This is a genomic window from Flavobacterium sp. FlaQc-57 (assembly GCF_044007395.1).
In the GTDB taxonomy this organism is placed as follows: Bacteria; Bacteroidota; Bacteroidia; order Flavobacteriales; family Flavobacteriaceae; genus Flavobacterium.
Map to the genome: position 1 here is coordinate 186,075 of NZ_JBIPDA010000002.1, position 22,279 is coordinate 208,353.

Consider the following 22,279-nt stretch of genomic DNA (forward strand, 5'->3'; position numbering starts at 1 on the left):
AAGACCGATCTCTGGAAATTTCAAGTATATTCCGCAAAAAATCTTCTTCTTTTTGAAAATTTAAGAGAAAACCTCCTTTAAAACCTCTAAAGATTTAGGCTTTTTAAATCCGTCTAAATGAAAACTATAATAATCTATAAGAATTTTCAGCAGAATTTGTCGTTCAATCACGTGAAAAATCTTCTGATCGTTTTCAAATCTTAAATTAATAAGCTTTTTAAACAGATTTGTTTCATGTTCTGTTAACGCACTTGATCCATGAAAAAGTGTAAAGACGCCTTCATTCATTTCAAAATAAGGCAAATCAATTTCTGATATATCAGGATAAAATCCTAAATATTTTGTGCTTTCTAAAAGTAAAATAAGATGAAAATTAGAGATTTCATCGTGATGATCCAACCAAGTCAACGCCGCTTCTAAAAACACAAAAAATGATTCATTTTTTTCTTCTTCCTGAATCGAATGATGCAGCATTTCAGACAAAAACATTACCATTGTACTTTTTACCAGATCGGTATGAATACTTTGAAACGGAACTGCGGTTTTTATTTCTTTGAAGTTTTCTAAAGTCCCTTTGTTTTTATGAACGGCCTCAATTTCTAAAATCGAAAGAGGTTGAAAGTATGCTATTTTTTGACTTGCTTTTCGACTTGAAAATGCATCGCGGACAAAATAAGATTTCAAGCCGTTTGAAAATGTAAAACATTTTACAATCAAACTCTTCTCCTGAAATTTTAATGCCGAAATTACAATTGCTTTGGTTTTTACTAGCAAAATTGGATTTTTAGATATTTTGACTTCTTAGATATTTTGACTTTCAGACTAACGAATAATCATGACTTTTTTAACCTTGGTTTCGCTTCCGTCTTGGGCTGAAATAAAAATCATATAAACGCCGGAAGCTACTTTATATCTTCCAAATGCTGTTGTATCCCATTCTATTGTTCCGCCTTCTGAAGTTGTTTCATAAACTAAATTACCTTCGATATCTGTAATTTTAATATTAGCCTTATCGATCAATCCAGCCACTTTTACAGTTCCAAAATACGTTGGACGAACGGGATTTGGATAAACATAAACATTATTAAGATTTTCATTCGCATCCGTTGCAATTCCTTTAAAAGAAACCATTCCTTTTGTTGTTGCAATAAAAACTTCTCCGGTTGTGCTATTAATTTTAATTTCATTTATTGCATTACTTGGTAATGGCGAATTGTCTATCGTAAAATGATATTTTGTTTCCTGTCCGTTTGAAGACACCATAAAAACTCCTGAATCTGCGGTTCCAATCCACTTATTATTTGCTCCGTCTACTGCAATTGAAGTTATAAATTGCTCGTACAATAATTCCTGAGCTAAATTATCTTCCATAATAATAATCGGATTTGCTTTTAACTGGCTATCATTCTGAAAACTGCCAACACTCGATAAAACTCGCAACCCTTTTGTTGTTCCAATCCACAATTGATTTTTATTATCTACAACTACAGACCTTACATCTGTAGTGGGCAAATTTCCGACATCAGCGCCAAAAGTCATTTTTTTGAATGTATTAGTACTTTCGTTAAACCCAACAACACCATCTTTATTGGTTGCGATCCATTTTGTTCCATTTTTATCTATTGTAAGATTTGCATAACTGGAAGCTTCCGCGTTATCAAGAATAGTTGTCATGGAATAGCTTCCCCATTCTCCATTCGCTTTCAAGACTTTTAAACCATTTTTAATCCTACTATTGGTAATCCACAAATTTCCTAATTTATCAAAAGCAGTTCCATTGATACGAACATCAATATAATTTGGTCCTTCGTAGGTCAAAGTTTCTAAACCACTATTTTTCTCGTTATATAAAATAGTTGGTACATCTTGTTCTAATTTTAATAAACCCGAAAAAAATGAACTTGCATAAACTTGCTTTTCATTTTTTGGATTCACAATAATTCTGGTCATTGACTGTGCTCCAAAAACATCTTTATAAGGAATATTTGACCATCCGGAAGTAGTATATTTACTCACTCCATAACTATCTAATGGATAGGGATTATAAGAAACATCATAATCTCCATAAACCGCCCAAAGCACATTTGGCGTCACATCAAAAGAAAAAATATTATTACGTGCTGGTCCTGATGGCGTATTATTTTCAAAAATTGACGCATTTAAAAGTGTCGATGTAAACAATCCTTTGTCTTTAGTCCCAATGTATAATAAATCTCCAATAGCTGTCGCGCAAGTAAAACTCAAAGTATTATCTGCAACCTGAGTATTTGCGATTTGACGAATCAAAATCATTTGATTATTATAAATAAAAACTGTATTTGGCGTTGTTACAAACAAATTATGATTGGCCGCACGCATGTCTGTTGATGACTGCGGAAGTTGCGAAAACCCCGCAAATGCATTTCCGTTATATCGATGAATGTTCCCTCCCGAATTTATCGCAATAAGTTCATTATCTAAAGTTTCAACACTAGACCAATCACCGGAATTCACAACAGCCCATTGATTAAAATCGATCAGATTGGCATTTGTAATATTTGCTTTTCTAATTCCGCTTGAAGTAGCAGCATAAATAAAACCATTAAAATAAGCGGTTTGTTTTACACTAATTTCAGCGCCATTATCTCCAATAAAATAGGTGTCTCCAAACTGAGAGGTATTTAAATTGAACTGTACTATTCCGAAATCGCAAGAAACATAAACCAAACCATTATACTCCATAAAATGGTTGATTTTTTTAAGATTTGCCGGCAGTTGTTTATTTATAATATCAACTTTTTTCAGGATACTGCCATCTTTTTCATTAACAACAATCATTAAACCATTTTCGTAACCAATAATTGTTTTCTTAAATGCTTCGGAATGATATAATGACGAAATAGTTTGCCCCGAAAGACCATCAACTGTAGTAATCGTTTTGATGCTATTTGTGGCTGCATCTTTTGAAAACAATGCATTTTCTGAAGCAGTAAATACGGTTGTTGAAGATTGTGAAATATCTTTTATTTCGTTGAACGAAAAATAGCCTTGCCATGACAATTTATTTTGCGCAAAACTAAATTGTATCGATAATAAAAACAATATATACAGAAACCTTCTTTTCATCATTTAATGTATTCGGATAGACAAATATACTACAAACGAAAGTATTTGATTTTGCTTCTTTTCCAAATAAAAAAATGCCTTCGATTCATCTTTTTGAAAGATAAATGAAGACATTCTAAAATTGTAACTAAAAACTATACTACACCTTGTGCAAGCATAGCATCGGCAACTTTCACAAATCCAGCAATATTGGCTCCTTTTACGTAGTCAACAAAACCTGATTTATCTGAACCGTATTGTACACATGAAGTATGAATTGCCAACATGATTCCTTTTAATTTTTCATCAACTTCTTCAGCCGTCCAGCTTAAACGCAATGAATTTTGCGACATTTCAAGACCTGAAGTAGCAACACCTCCTGCATTAGAAGCTTTTCCCGGAGCAAATAATATTTTAGCATTTAAAAAAGCTGTAACTGCTTCTGGTGTAGATGGCATATTAGCTCCTTCGGCAACTGCGATACATCCGTTTGCAACTAAAATTTTTGCTTCTTCACCATCTAATTCGTTCTGAGTCGCACATGGTAAAGCCACATCACATTTCACTTCCCATGGACGTTTCCCTGCTACATACTTAGCATTTGGATATTTCGTCACATATTCACTAATTCTTCCTCTTAGTTCATTTTTCAGTTCCATAACAAAAGCCAATTTCTCCGCGTCGATTCCGTCTGCATCATAAATGTATCCATTAGAATCAGATAAAGTAACCACTTTAGCTCCTAATTGATTTGCTTTTTCAACCGCATATTGTGATACGTTTCCTGAACCAGAAACTACAACTGTCTTACCTTTAAAACTATCACCTTTTGTTTCCAACATACTTTGAGCAAAATAAACCGTTCCGTAACCTGTAGCTTCCGGACGAATTAATGATCCTCCAAAAGAAATTCCTTTTCCGGTTAAAACTCCAGTAAATTCATTTCTTAATCTTTTGTATTGACCAAACATATAACCAACTTCTCTCCCTCCAACACCAATATCTCCGGCAGGAACATCTGTATCTGCACCAATATGTTTTGAAAGTTCAGTCATAAAACTTTGACAGAACTTCATAATTTCGTTATCTGATTTTCCTTTTGGATCAAAATCAGAACCACCTTTTCCACCACCCATTGGCAATGTAGTTAAGCTATTTTTGAATGTTTGCTCGAAAGCTAAAAATTTTAAAATACTTAAATTAACAGAAGGGTGAAAACGTAAACCACCTTTATATGGTCCTATCGCAGAATTCATCTGAATACGATATCCTCTATTAACTTGAATTTCACCTTTATCATTTAGCCAGTTTACTCTAAACATTATAACACGTTCAGGTTCAACCATGCGCTCTAAAAGCATTTTGTTGTGGTATTTTTTATTTTCTTCAATAAAAGGAATTACCGTTTCGGCAACTTCTAAAACTGCTTGTAAAAACTCTGATTCATTCGGGTTTTTTGCGCTAACCGAATCCATAAAAGCGGTAATACTTTGTGACATGATTATTAGATTATTAACATTTAAGAAAACGTTTTCGTTATTCACCACAAAGGTAATCTAATTTGATATTTGTTAAATATATTTTTGAGAAACCGTTAACACTTTTATCTATTATACAGTTAATCTTTAAAAAACATATTTCAACTTTTGCAATTTTCAGTAAATTACTACTCAAATATTCAATATTTTAATATTTTTAACAAATATTCATCAATAGAACCCTATAACCTTTTAAGTTAATCTTGTTTTTATATATTTGCCAAGATTTGAAAGCCCAAAACCATGCTCAAACCCATAATATTCACGATATTCGCCATTTTTGGTATTACTTCAATATCGACTGCACAATCTAGTTTAGCGCAAGAAGTAGGAATAATATTCGGCCCAGTAACATTTCAATCTGATTTTGGCGAAAGAAACAATTTTGACACTAATATAGGCAACACCGGATTTGGCTTAGGAATTGTACATTTTATAAATTTTTCTTCCAACAGTAATAGAGAAAGCTTTTTTACTGAACACTTTAAAGTTAGATCAGAGCTTTCATTTACTAAAACGAACTTAAAGAACTACGGTGAATGGGTTGATAAAAAACCAGCAACACTTGGCGTTTTACAGCTTCAAGCCATGAAAGGAAGTACTACTTTATTAAATCTTGGTTTTCAATTAGAATTTTCACCTTTTATGAAAATCCATGATTATGAGAATACAATTGGTAGTTTTAGTCCGTACGGAAGTTTAGGTTTTCAAGCGAGTTATTATTCTACAAATGTTACCTCTTCACTTGGTCCGTTGGGAACACCAGCCACAACGTTTCCAAAATATTTAACTCCTTCTGATGGTCGCCAACATGGTTTTTCTAGTGAAACCGGCGTGGTTTTATCAGCGGTAGCAGGAGTTGGAGTACATTACAAGTTAAGCGAAATGAGCGATTTAATGTTCGAATGTCGTTATCAAGCTTTTAGCTCTGATTGGGTAGACGGCTTAAATCCGAACAAAGCTTTATATAAAGAAAACAAATCAAAAGATTCGCAAATTTGGTTTAATCTAGGATACATTTTTTACTTGGATTTTTAACCAATTAAAAAAGACAAATAAAAACCCCAATTCTCTCGAGTTGGGGTTTTCTATTTTTAAGCTAAAGCTTGTTCTAAATCTGCAATCAAATCTTCGGCATCTTCGATACCTACGCTTAATCGAACTAAATCATCAGTTATACCAACTTCAGCTCTTTTATCTGCCGGTATAGAAGCGTGTGTCATTAAAGCAGGATGATTTGCCAATGATTCCACTCCTCCTAAAGATTCTGCCAAAGTAAAAACTTTCAGTTTTTCTAAAAACGCAATAGAATCTTCTTTTTTACCTGATTTAAAAGTAAAAGAAACCATTCCGCCAAAAGCCTTCATTTGCTTTTTAGCAATTTCATGAAACGGATGACTTTTTAATCCCGGATAATAAACGGTATTAATTTTTGGGTGATTACTTAAATACTCAACAACTTTTTCTCCGTTTTCGCAGTGTCTTTGTACTCTTAACGAAAGTGTTTTGATTCCTCTTAAAACCAAAAAACTGTCCATTGGTCCTAATGTCGCTCCGGTTGCAAATTGCTGAAAATGCAATTGTTCTCCTAAAGCTTCATCTTTTACGATCAAAGCGCCAGCAATAACATCAGAATGTCCGCCAAGGTATTTTGTCGCCGAATGCATCACGATATCAGCTCCTAAATCAAGAGGCTTTTGCAAATAAGGTGTTGCGAAAGTATTATCTACTGCAAATAAAATTTTATGTTCTTTGGTAATTTTTGCTACTTCTGCAATATCGGCTAATTTCATTAACGGATTTGTTGGTGTTTCAACCCAAATCAGTTTTGTGTTTTCGTTGATTAATGATTTCAATTTCTCGATATCAGTCATATCAACAAAATGAAACTTAATTCCTGAATCTTTATAAATCCTAGAGAACATTCTGTACGTTCCTCCATACAAATCATCCATTGCGATAATTTCATCGCCAGCCTTAAACGATCTTAAAACACAATCAGTAGCTGCCAAACCTGACGAAAATGCTAAACCACGAGTACCATTTTCTATACTTGCCAAAGCATTTTCTAAGGCAGTACGAGTTGGATTTGATGCTCTACTATATTCGTAATCTGCCAAAGGTTTTCCCGGACTAGTTTGAATAAATGTCGAAGTTTGATAAACCGGGGGCATAACTGCTCCTGTACTTGGATCATGATGTTGGCCACCATGTATTACTTTAGTATTGAATTTCATATAGTTACAAATTTTAAATGCTTAATTCTTCTACAAATTTACCTCTAAATTTATTCTAATCCTGATACATCTCCTTACCTTTGTATATAATTAACACTTTTTGATATGAAACATTATACTTTTCTAGTCTTTTTGTTTTTGATATTTACTAGTTGTAACAAAGAGCTCTCTTTTGAAAATGAGACGTTTGAAAAAGAATCTAATATACCCTGCAAAAGTGACTGTCCTAAAATCACGATTGAAGTTCCAATTGCAAAAAATATTGCTATTGTAGCAGATAGTATCAACAAAAAAGTTTTTACGGTAGTTCGAGAGATTGTTTATTTTGATGAAGATCCTCTCAAAGCAACCGATTACAAAACTTTAACTGCAGCTTTCATAACTTCTTATGAAGAAATGCATAAAAAATTTCCTGATGACACTTTTGGCTGGGAAGGAAAAATCAAAGGAAATGTCGAATATGAATCTGATCAGATTATCAATATAAAAATTGATCATTATACATTTACCGGAGGAGCACATGGTTATCAAGGTTTTCGTTCCCTGTTATTTAATCCAAAAACAGGAAAAACCATTTTTAACAATCAATTATTCAAAAACGAGAAAGAGTTTAAGGCTTTCGCCGAAAAAGAATTTCGAGCCAAATATCATATTCCAGCCAAATCAAATATAAATGCAACGGGATTAATGTTCGAAAATGATAAATTTCAATTACCGCAGAATATTTTTTACACTCCAGAAGGACTGCTTTTATATTACAATTCATATGAAGCTGCCTCATATGCAGACGGCCCTAAAGAAATCTTTTTCCCGTATGAAAAGGTTAGTAAATTTTTAAACTTTAAATAATTATTTCCTCAACGAGAGCTAAATAATTTGGCTAAAGCCAATAAAAAAGGCTCCGTGTTAATCTCCAGCTAAAGCTTTAGGCAATTCAAAAAATCTAACTCTTTAAATTAGACGCACTGCTGTGCATCTCTACAGAAAAACCTTTGAACCTTTACAACTCTGAACCTTCGTCCTCTATTTAGCCCCTTCCTGAAAATCATATTTCATTTTACGTAGAATTCGAAGGGCTTCTTTAAAAGATAAATAAATATTTCCGAAAGGCTTTAGAAGTATTTTTGCGTCAATTAATTTTTGTTTGGCATCATCAAAACCATTTAAATAACAAATCATAAAAGTCGACGGGAGATTTTCCAGATCTTTTAGCTCTCGTTCTGACAAAGCAATTCCCCTTTGCAGTTTTTGAAGCAATGCCATATTCGAATTATAAATATGATATAACATTTTACGATTAAACTCTGGAGGCTGAAAGAGCATTTCACGATCAATTTTATAATATCCGTTGTCGAAAAAATGTATTGTTTGCTTCTCTAAAGGATAATAACTCGTTTTATCATTTAACCCGAGCGGAACATATTCTGTAATGGTAAAACTATCATCATCAAAAACAATAGTGACAACATCCTGTGCCGAATAAAAAAGCTTAATCTGTTCATTAATCAACTCAATGTCTACGCGGGACAAAAAGGTTTTATCACGTGATCTTTTAGGAACTCCAGCCCAGCAAATCACAAACAGTTCTTTAAAAACATGATATTTGGGTGACATATCTTTATGGCGGAAATTCATAAAATCAATAACACCGTCTAAAGTATATTGAATACTATTCCGAGAACTGTTTTCGATTCCGATAACGGTCTCTGTATTTTGGTAATTTTTTTCAATTTCACCTTCAACAGGAACCGAATTACTGCCACGTCTCACAAAAACGCTATTTGCAAGAATAGTGTGAATTCCTTTTTTGAAATAGGAGATTTTACTTTTGGGTTTAATAGTAACCAATCCAATTACTTTATCTTTTGGAAGATTAGGAAAAGGTACATTCTCGTATTGAATTTTAGGAGGATTTTCTAAAAAAGCATTGACAAGATTTTGAATTCGGCTGTCATCAAAAAAATCATCACCAACAATTTCGTTATCCTGATCTTCAACTCCAACTACTATATAAGAATTATTTGTTGGATTAGAATTTGATAACGCGCAAATGTGTTTCAGAAACTTTCCTTTTCCTTCACGCGAATGCAAATTCAACTGCCTTTTTTTATCATAAAAACTGCTCTCATCATTATGAGCAAGTAGATTTTTTATTAAAAGGCGCTTGTTAATCATTTGTTTTAGACTTCTTAAATTTTAGATTATTAGATTCCTTAGACATTAGACTCCTTAGACATTAGACTCCTTAGACATTCATTCCAAGAAGTCTAAGTTAGTCTAAAAATCTAAGTTAATCCCTTTTAACAATTGTTGCCGAAGCCTGAGCTGTTGGCAGAACAATTAAATCAGAAACATTTACGTGATATTTTCTTGAAACTACAAAATGAATAATATCTGCAATATCTTCAGCTTGTAATGCATCTAGACCATTATATACAGAAGAGGCTCTTTCAGCATCTCCTTTAAAGCGTACTTCGCTAAACTCCGTTTCTACCATTCCGGGATGAATTGCTCCAACTCTAATTCCAAACGGATTCAAATCCATTCTCATTCCATTACTAATTGCATCAACAGCATGTTTTGAAGCACAGTATACATTTCCGTTTGGGTAAACTTCTTTTGCCGCAATTGAACCAATATTGATAATATGTCCCGATTTTCTTTCGACCATCTGCGGAATTATAGCTTTAGAAACGTACAAAAGTCCTTTTACATTGATGTCAATCATCGCATCCCAATCATCCACATTTCCTGTTTGGATTGGATCTAAACCATGTGCATTTCCTGCATTATTGATTAAAACATCAATTACCGAAAATTCTTCAGGTAAATTATGAATACTATCAAAAGCTGCATTTTTATCGCGAACATCAAAAGACAAAGAATGCACTTCTGTAAAAGCTGAAAGCTCTTTCTCCAGTTCCTGTAAACGATCTATTCTTCTTCCGCAAAGGACAACTTTATAATTGTTTTTTGCCAAAATTTGCGCGGTTGCTTTTCCAATTCCGCTAGTTGCTCCAGTAATTAGGGCTGTTTTTTTCATTCTATATTTTTATTTTTTTAGCCACAGATTAAAAGGATTTAAATGATTTTTCTAATCTATGTGAATTACTTTAATCTGTGGCAAATATTTTTTTGACCATCTTTAGCTGAATACTAAAAACTGTAAACTGAACACTAAAATTTAAAGCACTTCTTCCCCCATACTTTCTGTCCAGATCGCGAACCAGTCTTCTTTGTCCATTTCTAATTCGGCGGCTTTCACCAAAGATTGAATTCTGGCAATATTTACAGTTCCAGCGATCGGAATTACTTTTGCAGGATGTTTCAAAATCCAGGCAAGTAAAAGTGTATCTGATCCAAAGCCATATTTTTTAACCAACTCTGCAAGTAATTTTTTTAAACGACGTGTCTTTCTCGTATCTTCTCTAAAAACAGTCCCCAGCGGATTCCATGACAACGGTCGAATTCCGTGTGTTTGCATATAATCGAAACTTCCGTCAACCATTGGTTCAAAATTGGTTGCCGAAAATTGTACCTGATTAAAGCTTACTTCTGTTTTCTGACGGATTAATTCAGTTTGAGAACTTGTAAAATTCGAAAGTCCAAAATCGATAATTTTTCCTTCAGATTTTAATTTTTCTACCGCTTCAGCAATTTCATCTGCTTGCATTAAAGGACTTGGTCTGTGCAATAAAAAAACATCCACATAATCTGTTTTTAATTTCTTTAATGACTCTTCAACAGACCAAATAATATATTCTTTTGAATATTCGTAATGTTTGACTTTATTTTCGCGGCTTTCAGCAATCATCTGAATTCCGCATTTGGTAATTAATTGTAATTTCTCACGTGAAATTTTGCTGGCCTGAAATGCTTTTCCAAAATCAGCTTCCGTAGTATACGAGCCATAAATGTCGGCGTGATCAAAAGTGGTAATTTTGTTTTCGATACAGATTTGTATCATGTTTTCCATTTCTTTTGGCGTTAAGCTTTTGTCCCAAACACCCCAATTCATAGTACCCGAAATTATAGGCGATAATGTTGTTTTACTCATGGTTTTATTGCGTTATTTTTGGTAATAAATATGCTTTTCTAAAGCATAATCATCAAAGTTCTTAAAAATATAAAAATAGATTCACAATTAGTCCTTAAAATTAGGTCTTTGGTCGAAGTTTTAACCATTCTTTAACATCTTACTTCTCAAAAAATATTCAATTTGCACTACTCAAAAGAAGGGCATAAAAATCAAGGTATTAAAAAGGCATTAAAAATATTTATATGGAAGAAAATACAACAACTTTAGACATTAGAGCGATAAATGAAAAAATTGAAAGAGAAAGTGCTTTTATAGACCTTCTTACAATGGAAATGAACAAAGTTATTGTGGGCCAGAAACATATGGTCGAGCGTTTATTGATTGGTCTTTTAGGACAAGGACATATTTTACTTGAAGGTGTTCCTGGTTTGGCCAAAACTTTAGCGATAAATACTTTGTCGCAAGCAGTGCAAGGTTCGTTCAGCCGTATCCAGTTTACACCCGACTTATTACCTGCCGATGTTGTCGGGACGATGATTTACAACATCAAAGCAAACGAGTTCTCTATTAAAAAAGGACCAATTTTTGCCAATTTCGTACTTGCCGATGAGATTAACCGTGCTCCTGCTAAGGTTCAATCTGCACTTTTAGAGGCGATGCAGGAAAAACAAGTTACTATTGGCGACACCACTTTTAAACTTGATCGTCCGTTTTTAGTACTTGCAACTCAAAACCCGGTTGAGCAAGAAGGAACATACCAACTTCCTGAAGCACAAGTTGACCGTTTTATGCTAAAAACTGTAATTGACTATCCAAAAATTGATGAAGAGCGTTTTGTAATTCGTCAAAACTTAAAAGGAAGTTACGAAAAAGTAAATGCAGTAGTTTCTGTAGAACAAATTTTGCGTGCGCAAGAAGCAGTTCGTGAAGTATACATGGACGAAAAAATCGAAAAATACATCTTAGATATCATCTTTGCTACTCGTTACCCAGAGAAATACAAACTTGCGGACTTAAAACCTCTTATCAGCTTTGGAGCATCTCCACGTGGAAGTATCAATTTAGCTGTTGCAGCAAAATGTTACGCTTTTATCAAACGTCGTGGATATGTAATTCCGGAAGATGTTCGTGCAGTTGTACACGACGTTTTGCGTCACAGAGTTGGGATAACATATGAGGCAGAAGCCGAAAATATTACTTCTGTAGACATTATCAACAAAATCGTAAACGAGATTGAAGTACCTTAAAAATTTGTTTAACGTTTCAAGTTTCAGGTTGTTGTAAAGCAAACTTGAAACTTGAAACTTTTAAACTTTAAACAAATAAAATGGATACAAAAGAGCTTTTAAAAAAAGTACGGAAAATAGAAATCAAAACCAAAAGACTGAGCAATCATATCTTTTCGGGAGAATACCACTCATCATTTAAAGGGCGAGGGATGACTTTTAGCGAAGTTCGTCAATACCAATATGGCGATGATATTCGTAACATCGATTGGAACGTAACCGCGCGCTACAATGAAGCTCACGTAAAAGTTTTTGAAGAAGAACGCGAATTAACCATGGTTTTAATGGTTGACATCTCCGGTTCTGAAGGGTTTGGTTCAAAAAGTCAATTTAAAAAAGACATCGTCACCGAAATTGCGGCAACGATGGCTTTTTCGGCTACACAAAACAACGACAAGATTGGGTTAATACTATTTTCTGACAACGTCGAATTATATATTCCTCCAAAAAAAGGTCGTTCTCACGTTTTAAGAATCATTCGCGAATTGATCGAATTTGAACCAAAAAGCCAAAAAACAGATGTTGGCGCTGCTTTAAAATTTTTATCAGGAACACAGAAAAAGAAAGCCATTGTTTTTATGATTTCAGATTTTATGTCTGAAAATTATGAGCAAACATTAAAAATTGCTTCTAAGAAACATGATATTACAGGCGTTCGGGTTTATGATATTCGTGAAGAAAAAATCCCAAATTTAGGAATGGTAACAATGCTTGATGCCGAAACCGGAAAAATTCAATTGGTCGATACAGGTTCAAAAACAGTAAGAATGAATTACGAAAAACATTATCACGAAAGAGTTAATTATTTCAAAGAAATCTTCAGTAAATCTGGTGCCGGAGTTGTAAACACAAGAGTCGATGAAAATTATGTAACCAAATTGCTTGGTTATTTTAAATCAAGATAATCTTAGATTGTTAGAATATTAGATTTTAAACAAGATTGAAGAACAATAACATCAAATAAAAAATCCGCTTACACGAGCGCTAGCGAACTGGCGAAGCAAATAAGTGTCGTCCGCGTGCCTTAATTAAGCATTCATTTTAGAATAAAATCTGAAATCAAAAAATCAAATGAAATTAAAATTTTACATATTTTTATTTTTACTTTCCTCCTCTATTTTTGCTCAGCAAAAACAAGTAGAGACGAGCATTGATACTACAAAAAATAAAATTGGTGCCGAGTTTAAGTTAACTCTTAAAACGGTTGTCAGCTCAAAATCGAAAGTTGTTTTTCCTAAACTAAAAACGATTGGACCTTTAGAGGTTATTCAATCTTACCCTATTGATACCGTAAAAAAAGATGGCAATTACGAATTAATCAAAAAATACGGACTGACTCAATTTGATTCCGGAAAATATACAATTCCGAGCATCAAAATTTTAATTGATAAAAAAGCTTATTTATCAGATTCTATTCGTGTTGAAGTTGCCAATGTAAAAGTGGATACTTTACAGCAAAAAATGTATGATATAAAAGATATTTCAAGCGCCGAAAGTAATAACGATTGGTGGATTTATCTTTTGATTTTGCTTGTAATTATCGGAATTGGTGCATTTGTATATTGGTTCATTAAAAAACGTCAACAGAAAAAAATTACAGAGGAAGTTTATAAAACGCCTATAGAAAAAGCGACAAGTTTACTTAATAACTTAGAGCAAAAAGAACTTGTTCAGAAAGGCGAAATAAAAGAATATTATAGTGAACTTACTGATATTGCACGTAACTATATTGAAGAAGCTATTCATATTCCAGCAATGGAAAGCACAACTTCTGAATTAATTCAGGCAATCAGAACGGCTTCTACTAAAAAGAAAATGACTTTAACGCCAGAAACTGTTGAGAATTTAGAACGCGTTTTACGTCAGGCGGATTTAGTAAAATTTGCAAAATCTAAACCTCTTGATTTTGAAATTACTGAAGATCGAAATAAAATTCAGAAAGTAATTTTAACCCTTGATAACGCTATTCCAACTGAAGTTCCTGAAGAAGAAGAGGATCAATTACTGAATGAAGCTCAAAAGCAAAAACAAATTAAACTTCAATTACTAAAAAAACGCAACAAACGTATTGCAATAGCAGTAGGAACAGTTTTGTTTTTATTAATTGCTACCACTGCATTTTTTATCGTTACGAAAGGTTTCAAATATGTAAAAGATAATGTTATTGGACATCCAACTAAAGAATTACTGGAAGGTCAATGGGTGAAAAGTGAATACGGTAATCCTGGTGTTTTAATTGAAACTCCAAAAGTTTTAAAACGAATGGATACTCAAAAAGTATTACCTAAAGAAGCAATGGCTTTGATTAAGGAAATGCAGCTTTTTACATACGGTAGTATGATCGATAATTTTTATGTTACGGTCTCAACCAGCAAATTTAAAAACCCTACAGATATTGATTTAGCGAAAGCTTTAGAGGGAACCTTAAAAATAATTGAAGCTCAGGGAGGACAAAATATCATTGTAAAACAAGAAGATTTTCAAACCGGACAAGGTATTCAGGGATTAAAAGGATATGGAACAATGACAGTTCTAAATCCTGTTGATAAGACAAGTGAAAAAGCATATTACGAAATTTTACTTTTCAAACAAGATCAGGGATTACAACAAATTATGATTTTACACGAAGAAGGCGACACGTATTCGAATGATATTACAACTCGAATTTTAAATTCTGTTGAACTTAGAAAAGCAAGCAACTAATGAATAAAATAACTTTTTTAAATCCAGAATTTTTTTGGTTGTTTCTATTGATTCCAATTGCAATTGCTTGGTTTTTCTGGAAACGCAATCAACAAACCGCTACTTTAAAGATGAGTTCAACTCAAGGTTTTAAAAATAGCGAATCGCTGTTGACAAAACTAAAACCTTGTTTGTATGTTTTTAGAATTATTGCTTTGAGTTCATTAATTATTGCTCTGGCAAGACCAAGAACTGTCGATATTAGCAACCAAACCAAAACGACTAAAGGAATTGATATTGTTATGGCAATTGACGTTTCCGGGAGTATGCTTGCTAAGGATTTAAAGCCAAACCGTATGGAAGCTTTAAAGAAAGTTGCTGCTGAATTTGTGGAAGAAAGACCAAATGACAGAGTTGGTTTGGTTTTGTATGCCTCTGAAGCTTATACAAAAACGCCTGTAACAAGTGATAAAGCTATTATTTTAGAAGCTATTAAAGACATTAAATACGATACTGCATTACAAGACGGAACTGGAATTGGAATGGGCTTAGCAACTGCTGTAAATCGTCTTAAAGATAGTAAAGCAAAAAGCAAAGTAATTATTCTAATGACAGACGGTGTTAATAATGCCGGTTTTATTGAGCCTGAAACGGCAGCTGATATTGCAAAACAATATGGAATAAAAGTATACACGATTGGAATTGGGACTAACGGAATGGCACCTTCTCCATATGCGTATGCACCAAACGGTGGGTTTTTATTTAAAATGCAAAAAGTAGAAATCGACGAACAATTAATGAAAAGTATTGCTCGAAAAACTGATGGAACTTATTTTAGAGCAACAAGTAATGATAGATTGTCTGAGATATATAAAGCAATCAACAAGTTAGAAACTACCGAAATTCAGGAATTAAAGTTCTATGATTATGACGAAAAATACAGAGGATTTGTATTACTTGCAGCCTTTTTATTATTGTTAGAAGTAGGTCTGCGAAATACGGTTTACAGAAGCTTTATTTAAAACATTTTAGTATCAGTCTCAGTACTCAGTAAACCACTGAAAACGGTGACCGGAAACTAAAAACTAGAATTAAAAAATGGAATTAGACGAAAAAAAATATTTATACCTTTTATTCTTACTCCCAATCGTGGTGTGTGTTTTTCTATTCAATATGTATTGGAAAAGAAAAAAACAACTTGAATTTGGTGATCTTGAAATGGTAAAAAAACTGAGTCCAGAGCGCTCTGTTTTTAAACCTGTACTAAAAATATCAGTGTTCCTTTTAGCGCTTGCTTTTTTAATAATCGGATTAGTAAATCCGAAGATTGGAACTAAAATGGAAACCGTAAAACGTGAAGGTATTGATATTGTTTTTGCCGTTGACGTTTCTAAAAGTATGCTTGCGGAAGATGTTGCACCAAGCCGTTTGGAGAAAAGTAAACAATTGGTTTCGCAAATCATCAATAACCTAGGAAGTGACCGAATTGGAATTGTGGCTTATGCAGGAAGCGCATTCCCGGTTTTGCCAATTACTTCTGATTATAGTGTTGCTAAAATGTTCTTGCAAAGCATGACTCCGGATATGGTTTCATCACAAGGAACTTCGCTTGACGAAGCCATTCGTTTATCATCGACTTATTTCGATGAAAAGAGCAAAACCAGCAAATTATTGATTTTAATTTCTGATGGAGAAGATCATTCTGAAGGAGCTGCAGCCGCAGCTGAAGAAGCTAACAAAATGGGAATGAAAATCATAACCATTGGTGTTGGAACAGAAAAAGGAGGTACAATTCCGTTAAAAGAAAATGGTGTAGTCAAAAGTTATCAAAAAGACCAAAATGGAGAAACTGTTACTACAAAACTTAATCAAGAAGGGCTAAAAACTATTGCAAAAGCTACAAAAGGAGGTTACGTATATGGCGGAAATACGAAAGAAGTTCTGGAATATGTAAAAAATGCTTTAAACAACATTCAGAAAACTGAATTTGAAGCCACACAAATGGCCGATTTTCAATCACAATTTCAATGGTTCATTGGCTTCGCTTTCTTGTTATTGTTTATTGATATTTTTCTTTTAGAAAGAAAAACAAACTGGATAAAAGAGTTGAATTTATTTAACGAAAAGAAATAATTGTTTCACTAAAGATTCGAAACAAAAAAATAAAAAAATTAGAATGAAAAATTTACTTCTTTATATTTTACTAACGTTTTCTTTAGCAGTTTCAGCTCAGGAAAAAGACAAGACATTGCCTGATGCCAATGAAGAATATAAGCAGAATAAATTTGCAGATGCTGAAGCTAATTACAGAATTTCAGAATCAAAATTTCCAAAACGTGCAACTGCTCCTTATAATTTAGGAAACACAATTTACAAACAAAATCAGACTTCAGAAGCCAAATATGCTTACGCAAAAGCAATAAAAAATGCTAAAACAAGACCTGAAAAACATAAAGCATTTCACAATTTAGGAAATGTTTTCATGAAAGAGAAAGACTATACGCAAGCCGTTGAAGCTTATAAAGAAGCGCTACGCAATGACCCAACTGATGACGAAACGCGTTATAATTATGCTTTAGCAAAACAAAAATTAAAAGAAAATCCTCCGAAAAACGATAAAAACAAAGACAAGGATAAAAAGGACAAAGACAAAGATAAAAACAAAGATAAAGATAAGGACAAGGACAAAAATAAAGATAAAGACAAGGATAAGGACAAGAAAGACGACAAAGGTGATAAGGACAAAGATAAAAAGGATGGAAAAAATGATCCTAAAAAAGATGACAAGTCTGACAACAAAGGAGAACCAAAACCACAGCCTGGAGGGATTTCAAAAGAAAGAGTCCAAAACTTATTAGATGCGGTAAACAACGAAGAAAAGAAAATTCAGGATAAAGTTAACGCTCAAAAAGTAAAAGGGAATCCTAGAAAAACAGAAAAAGACTGGTAAAATAAAGTTGAATCGTTTAATTGTTAATTTGTTTATTTGCACAAAAATTAAACATTCAGAAACGATTGAACAATAAAACATTCAAAACAACGATTAAACATTAAATGAAAAGATATTTAATTCTATTACTATTCACTTTTCAAGGGCTTATGGCTCAAGTTCAATTTGAAGCCAGAGTAAGCAAAAACACGCTTGGAGTAAACGAAAGACTTCGTATTGACTTTATCATGAATGTTGATGGAGACAACTTTGACCAACCTGCATTTGAAGGTTTCAAAATAGTAGCAGGACCTAGCCAGCAGATAAGCCAGTCTTGGGTAAATGGGAGAAGTTCTTTTCAGAAAATTTACTCTTATATTTTACAACCAGACAAAAAGGGAACTGTCACTATTAAGCAGGCAGCAATTGAGTATAATGGTCAGGTTTATAAAACAGCGCCTATAAAAATCGTTGTTACTAATGCAGTTGCGCAAGAAAGAGATCCTAACGACAGACCTCAAGGATCAGGAAATGAGATGCTAAATCTTGTTGCCGAAATTTCAAAAACTTCTCCTTATTTAAATGAGCCAATTACTGTTGTATACAAATTATACTTTAACAATATTAATGTAACAGGTTTCAAAGAACTTGCAAAACCTAAATACAATGATTTCTGGAATCAGAACATTGATATTAAGCAATTATCAGTTGAAGAAGGAAATTACCAAGGGCAAAGATGTTATTTTGTTATCTTAAAAAAGACCATTTTATATCCTCAAAAAGCAGGAAGACTTACGATTGAGCCACTTTCTTTAGACATTGGTGTACAATTGCCTACTAATCGCCGAGATATGTTTGGCCAAATGATTATTACGGATGATAATAAGGTAGTTTCTGCCGGCGCTAAGACAATCAATGTAAGACCGCTTCCGGAATCTAACAAACCTGTAGATTTTAGTGGAGCTGTTGGTAAATTTGATTTTACTGTTACACCTTCTAAAACGACTCTGAAAAACGGAGAAAGTTTAGAATTAATTGTTAGTGCGTCAGGAACCGGAAACATGAAGTTGTTTACTTTGCCAAAACCAGTTGTTCCAAATGCATTAGAAATGTATGATCCTGTTCATGATGAAAACGTAACGACTTCGCTTGCGGGAATGTCCGGAAAAATTACAGACAAGTACACTATAATCCCACAATACAAAGGAAAGTATGCTATAAAACCAATGCAGTTTTCTTATTTCGATTTGAATTCCGGTTCTTATAAAACGATAACTTCTAAGGAAATTATGATTGACGTTTTAGATGGTCCGGTACAAGCAGAAACAAATGCAACTGCCTCTAAAAATGTAATTTCTAAAACGGAGCAATTTAAATACATCAAGCCAAAAACCACTTTAGTTTCGATAGCTAAAAATGATTTTTACGGTTCAAATTTGTATTACACTTTACTTTTCTTGCCTTTCGTAATTCTACCAATTATTATTTTAGCCAAGAAGAAAAAAGAAGCAATTGATGGCGATGTTACAGGAAACCGAATCAGAATGAACAATAAATTGGCGAAGAAATATTTATCTCAAGCCAAGAAACAAATCAACAATAAAGAAGCTTTTTATATTGCATTAGAAAAAGCAATGCACAATTTCTTAAAAGCGAAATTGCACATTGAAACCTCAGAAATGAGTAAAGACAATATTCAAGAATTGTTGCTGTCCAGAAATGCGAATCCGGAACAGGTTCTAAGTTTCATTAATTTGACAGAGAACTGCGAATTTGCTCGTTATGCTCCGGCATCGAGCGCTTCGATTCAACAAGATTACGATAAAGCTGTATTGATTATTTCGGCATTAGAAAAACAAATCGTTTAGTTTTTTAACCGCAAAGTTCGCTAAGTAAGTCGATTTAGATTGCGTTTAAATTTAAGTTCGCAAAGTTGGAAATGTTATTACACATCTAGAAAATGAAAAATATAGTATATCTCTTTTTATTAATCTCTCAGGTTTTCTTTGCTCAAAGCAGCTTTGAGAAAGGAAATGCGTTGTACCAAAAAGGACAATATCAGCAGGCTGTTGATGCATATGAAAGTATTATTAAAGAAGACAAACAACAATCGGCCGAATTGTATTTCAACTTAGGAAACAGTTATTATAAGCTTAATAAAGTTGCTCCTTCGATTTATAATTATGAGAAAGCCTTGGTTTTAAAACCTCACGATCCAGATGTTTTAAATAACTTAAAGTTTGCCAAAAAGCTTACTATTGACGAAATCAAAGAAGTACCGAAAGTAGGTTTTGCAAAACTGATTCAGAACTTTACCGGTATTTTCAATTATAACACTTGGGCAAAGATTTCAGTAGGAATCGCATTTGCCTTTTTATTGGCTTTTATCGGATATTACTTTTCACAACTTACACTTTCAAAAAGAATCTACTTCATTGGAATGTTTGTTCTTTTAGTTGCTTTACTTTTGAGTGTTTCAGCTGGAATGTCTCAGAAAAATCATTTTGACAATGATCGCCCAGCTATCGTTTTTGCCGAATTAAGTGAAGTACACAGTGAACCAAGAAAAGCAGGTTCGGCTATTTTATTACTGCATGAAGGCGCTAAAGTTTACGTTAAAGAAACTATAGGCCAATGGAAGAAAATTGAATTAACAGACGGAACAGAAGGCTGGATTGATGGCTCTACTATTAAGGAAGTGAAATAAAATTTCTATAATTTAAAAATAAAAAAATCCCAAATTCCAATTATCACACTAATTGGGAATTTGGGATTTTCAATTTTATAATTTTGCAAAATTAAGTTTTACGATCATAAATGATATAAGTAAACACCAATTCAATTTGTTTAAAACTTAAATTTACTTATATCATTTATCTATTTTAAAATCTAAAAAGTATAAACTTTCTCAGGTGTAATACAATAATCCAGCTTCACATCAGATTCAAAAACATCTTCAATTTGATCTTCGGCTTCAAAAAAAGAAAGTCCAATTTTGATCGTTTCAGTTTTGCATTCTGATAGAAATTTATCGTAGAAACCTTTTCCGTATCCAACTCGATTTCCTAAAGTATCAAAAGCTAAAAGCGGCACAAAAACAACTTCTATCGTTTCTGATGGAACAGGCAAACCGTTTACAGGTTCAGGAATATTATATTCATTTTTCTTGATTTTGGTATTATCGGTTAACAAAAAATGCGTCATTCCGCGAGTTTCAAAATCACTTTTAGAGATCACAATTTCTTTATCTTTTCCTGAAAGCAAATGCAGAACATATTCCGTGTTTACTTCTTTTTGTTCTTCGATAGGAAGAAAAACATGATAATACAATTTATCCCAAATAGACAATTTGATTAAGTTATTGGCAATCGCTAAACTCTTTTCTTCAATTTGATCTTCTGAAAGTTGTTTTCGAAGATTTTTATATTGCAAGCGTAATTCTTTTTTATTCGTCGGCATGATCTGGGCTATTTTTGGACATATGATAAATCGCATCACCTTCGTAAACAATTGGCGAATGATTGGCATTGATTACAAAGCCATCGTGAGGCGCTTTTACTTTTTGCTCAAATTTACCAAACGGATCTGTAATAATGGCTAAAATCGTTCCTTTGGTTACGAACCTTCCAATCATATTGAAATCGTGTAATAATCCTGAACATTTGGCACGCATCCAAACCGAGTGTTTAATGTAAATAGATGGATCTTCGGCCTCTTCAACTACTTGTTTTGGGTCAAGCATTTTTAAATAATGCAACAAACGCTTCACTCCCATTACACCTTCATTTGCAATTTCGTTATTGATATCTAATGACTTTCCACCTTCAAAAAGCAACATTTTTACATTGGCTTTTTCAGAGGTATTTCTAAAAGATCCATTAATATTTTTAGAATATAATGTAAATGGTGCATTAAAAACATCTGCTAAAAGTTTTAACTCAGGATTATTCTCCGTGATTCTAATTTGCGGCGCATTAAATCGACTTGCACCTCCGGCATGAAAGTCGACTGCATAATCGATAATTGGCAAAACTTCTGCAACGATATGATAGGCGAATCGGCTTGCGAGAGAACCTTTTTTACTTCCTGGGAAAACTCTATTCAAATCTCGTCCATCAGGAAACTCGCGCGACTTGTTTACAAAACCGTACATATTGATAATCGGAATACAAATAATAGTTCCGCGCAAAGGACGATTTATTTTCTTACTGATAATCTGACGAACGATCTCAACCCCATTAATTTCATCACCATGAATTCCGGCAGAAAACAAAACCACAGGACCTTCTATTTTAGAACGTCGCACAATAACAGGAATATTAAGCTTTGTAGTAGTGTGTAACCTCGCAATTTCGACGTTTATCGTTTTACTTTCTCCTGGCAGAATTGACTCGCCAAAAATAACCAAGGGTGTATTATTTTTCATATGAAATTATAAAATCTAAATATAGAAATTATTCTTTTGATTTCGTAAATTTGAAACT

The 22,279-nt window shown here is 33.2% G+C and carries 19 protein-coding genes; 10 read left to right on the top strand and 9 right to left on the bottom strand.

Annotated features, from left to right (window positions below):
• Positions 1-60 precede the first annotated feature (60 nt).
• The 3 genes from recO to gdhA all read right to left on the bottom strand — a co-directional run bounded on the left by recO (position 61) and on the right by gdhA (position 4,583).
• A complete protein-coding gene (recO, locus tag ACHRVZ_RS06825) occupies positions 61-774 on the bottom strand; it encodes a DNA repair protein RecO (protein ID WP_395421492.1) in 714 nt (237 codons plus the stop codon).
• A gap of 48 nt (positions 775-822) precedes the next feature.
• The gene (locus tag ACHRVZ_RS06830) at positions 823-3,105 is read right to left on the bottom strand and encodes a T9SS type A sorting domain-containing protein (protein ID WP_395422498.1); all 2,283 of its coding nucleotides are present in this window, start codon (positions 3,103-3,105) and stop codon (positions 823-825) included.
• 134 nt (positions 3,106-3,239) lie between these two features.
• The gene (gene gdhA / locus ACHRVZ_RS06835; protein ID WP_395421494.1) at positions 3,240-4,583 is read right to left on the bottom strand and encodes an NADP-specific glutamate dehydrogenase; all 1,344 of its coding nucleotides are present in this window, start codon (positions 4,581-4,583) and stop codon (positions 3,240-3,242) included.
• Between the two features lie 282 nt (positions 4,584-4,865).
• On the opposite strand from gdhA, the gene ACHRVZ_RS06840 reads away from it, so the two are divergent.
• Positions 4,866-5,660, top strand: a complete 795-nt coding sequence (locus ACHRVZ_RS06840) for a THC0290_0291 family protein (protein ID WP_395421496.1) — start codon at positions 4,866-4,868, stop codon at positions 5,658-5,660.
• A 56-nt stretch (positions 5,661-5,716) separates the two neighbouring features.
• Here ACHRVZ_RS06840 and ACHRVZ_RS06845 read toward each other — a convergent pair whose 3' ends face one another.
• On the bottom strand, positions 5,717-6,859 hold the full coding sequence (locus ACHRVZ_RS06845) for a cystathionine gamma-synthase (RefSeq protein ID WP_395421498.1): 1,143 nt from the start codon (positions 6,857-6,859) through the stop codon (positions 5,717-5,719).
• A 105-nt stretch (positions 6,860-6,964) separates the two neighbouring features.
• On the opposite strand from ACHRVZ_RS06845, the gene ACHRVZ_RS06850 reads away from it, so the two are divergent.
• Positions 6,965-7,708, top strand: coding sequence for a DUF3298 domain-containing protein (locus ACHRVZ_RS06850; RefSeq protein ID WP_395421499.1), 744 nt, complete (start codon positions 6,965-6,967; stop codon positions 7,706-7,708).
• Between the two features lie 174 nt (positions 7,709-7,882).
• On the opposite strand, the gene ACHRVZ_RS06855 is transcribed toward ACHRVZ_RS06850, so the two are convergent.
• From ACHRVZ_RS06855 to ACHRVZ_RS06865, 3 genes are all read right to left on the bottom strand, one after another.
• Positions 7,883-9,034 carry an ATP-binding protein gene (locus ACHRVZ_RS06855; RefSeq protein ID WP_395421500.1) on the bottom strand — a complete coding sequence of 384 codons (1,152 nt, stop codon included), beginning with the start codon at positions 9,032-9,034 and terminating at the stop codon, positions 7,883-7,885.
• Positions 9,035-9,149: 115 nt separating this feature from the next.
• On the bottom strand, positions 9,150-9,902 hold the full coding sequence (locus tag ACHRVZ_RS06860; RefSeq protein WP_395421502.1) for an SDR family NAD(P)-dependent oxidoreductase: 753 nt from the start codon (positions 9,900-9,902) through the stop codon (positions 9,150-9,152).
• 141 nt (positions 9,903-10,043) lie between these two features.
• Entirely contained in the window at positions 10,044-10,916 is an 873-nt protein-coding gene (locus tag ACHRVZ_RS06865; RefSeq protein WP_395421503.1) for an aldo/keto reductase family oxidoreductase, read from the bottom strand.
• A 224-nt stretch (positions 10,917-11,140) separates the two neighbouring features.
• Between ACHRVZ_RS06865 and ACHRVZ_RS06870 the strand changes: the two genes are divergently transcribed.
• The 8 genes from ACHRVZ_RS06870 to ACHRVZ_RS06905 all read left to right on the top strand — a co-directional run bounded on the left by ACHRVZ_RS06870 (position 11,141) and on the right by ACHRVZ_RS06905 (position 20,502).
• Complete coding sequence (locus tag ACHRVZ_RS06870; RefSeq protein ID WP_072964260.1) at positions 11,141-12,145, top strand: MoxR family ATPase; 1,005 nt, start codon at positions 11,141-11,143, stop codon at positions 12,143-12,145.
• 80 nt (positions 12,146-12,225) lie between these two features.
• Positions 12,226-13,089, top strand: a complete 864-nt coding sequence (locus ACHRVZ_RS06875; RefSeq protein ID WP_395421504.1) for a DUF58 domain-containing protein — start codon at positions 12,226-12,228, stop codon at positions 13,087-13,089.
• Between the two features lie 166 nt (positions 13,090-13,255).
• Positions 13,256-14,887 carry a hypothetical protein gene (locus tag ACHRVZ_RS06880; protein WP_395421505.1) on the top strand — a complete coding sequence of 544 codons (1,632 nt, stop codon included), beginning with the start codon at positions 13,256-13,258 and terminating at the stop codon, positions 14,885-14,887.
• Positions 14,887-15,888, top strand: coding sequence for a VWA domain-containing protein (locus ACHRVZ_RS06885; RefSeq protein ID WP_395421506.1), 1,002 nt, complete (start codon positions 14,887-14,889; stop codon positions 15,886-15,888). Before ACHRVZ_RS06880 ends, ACHRVZ_RS06885 begins: the two co-directional genes overlap by 1 nt.
• Before the next feature lie 76 nt (positions 15,889-15,964).
• On the top strand, positions 15,965-16,999 hold the full coding sequence (locus ACHRVZ_RS06890) for a VWA domain-containing protein (RefSeq protein ID WP_395421507.1): 1,035 nt from the start codon (positions 15,965-15,967) through the stop codon (positions 16,997-16,999).
• Positions 17,000-17,042: 43 nt separating this feature from the next.
• Positions 17,043-17,816 (top strand): tetratricopeptide repeat protein, encoded by a 774-nt coding sequence (locus ACHRVZ_RS06895; RefSeq protein WP_395421508.1) that lies wholly within the window; start codon positions 17,043-17,045, stop codon positions 17,814-17,816.
• 104 nt (positions 17,817-17,920) lie between these two features.
• Entirely contained in the window at positions 17,921-19,663 is a 1,743-nt protein-coding gene (locus ACHRVZ_RS06900) for a BatD family protein (protein ID WP_395421509.1), read from the top strand.
• A 92-nt stretch (positions 19,664-19,755) separates the two neighbouring features.
• Positions 19,756-20,502 carry a tetratricopeptide repeat protein gene (locus ACHRVZ_RS06905; RefSeq protein WP_395421511.1) on the top strand — a complete coding sequence of 249 codons (747 nt, stop codon included), beginning with the start codon at positions 19,756-19,758 and terminating at the stop codon, positions 20,500-20,502.
• 182 nt (positions 20,503-20,684) lie between these two features.
• Here ACHRVZ_RS06905 and ACHRVZ_RS06910 read toward each other — a convergent pair whose 3' ends face one another.
• Both ACHRVZ_RS06910 and ACHRVZ_RS06915 read right to left on the bottom strand, forming a co-directional pair.
• Complete coding sequence (locus ACHRVZ_RS06910) at positions 20,685-21,254, bottom strand: 5-formyltetrahydrofolate cyclo-ligase (RefSeq protein WP_395421512.1); 570 nt, start codon at positions 21,252-21,254, stop codon at positions 20,685-20,687.
• Positions 21,241-22,221: a succinylglutamate desuccinylase/aspartoacylase family protein gene (locus ACHRVZ_RS06915; protein ID WP_395421513.1), complete on the bottom strand. Its 981-nt coding sequence runs from the start codon at positions 22,219-22,221 to the stop codon at positions 21,241-21,243. The genes ACHRVZ_RS06910 and ACHRVZ_RS06915 overlap by 14 nt, the downstream gene beginning before the upstream one ends.
• Positions 22,222-22,279: the final 58 nt, after the last annotated feature.